Origin of the sequence: Bifidobacterium callitrichidarum (genome assembly GCF_003129905.1) — a bacterium.
GTDB classification, from domain to species: Bacteria; Actinomycetota; Actinomycetes; order Actinomycetales; family Bifidobacteriaceae; genus Bifidobacterium; species Bifidobacterium callitrichidarum.
The window spans coordinates 1-512 of sequence record NZ_QFFM01000064.1; the positions used below are offsets into that span (position 1 = coordinate 1).

A 512-nucleotide genomic window follows, 5' to 3' on the forward strand; every position below is an offset into this window, starting at 1 on the left:
GGTCTTGGCCCCGCCGCCGTACGTCACGGTGGCGCTCACGCTCGCCGTACCGGACAGTCGGCCGGTGACGACGCCGCTACCGTCCCCGCCGGCCACGGATTCATGGCTGGAGGAGAACGGCACGCCGGCCGCGCTGCCCCCACCCAGGTCGATGGCGGCACCGGTCTCGTCCGTGGCATTCACGGTGAGACGCACGGTTTCGTCCTCGCCCACGGTGACGGCAGGCGGCACCACGGTGACCTCGGCCACCGGTGCCGGCGGCACGTCCAGGTCGAGCGCGTAGGCGGCGTGTTGTTCGCCGTTTTCGGAGACCACGCGGATCACATACGAGCCGTACGGGTAGTGGAGTGGCGGCACCACGTAGGCCACCGCGTTGTCCTTGGTCTCCACGGCGATTTCGGGGGCGCCCGCGGTGTAAGCGCGGTGCAGTACGGCGCGATTGGCGGAATCGAAGGCGACGGCCTGTCCGTCCACCGTCACGCTGGCCAATTCGGTGGTGTCGTGGGCGAGGG

General features: G+C 70.3%; 1 protein-coding gene. It reads right to left on the reverse strand.

Features of this window, described 5'->3' with window-relative positions:
- On the reverse strand, positions 1–512 hold a 512-nt coding region (locus DF196_RS13525), incomplete at both ends, for a hypothetical protein (RefSeq protein ID WP_206603805.1).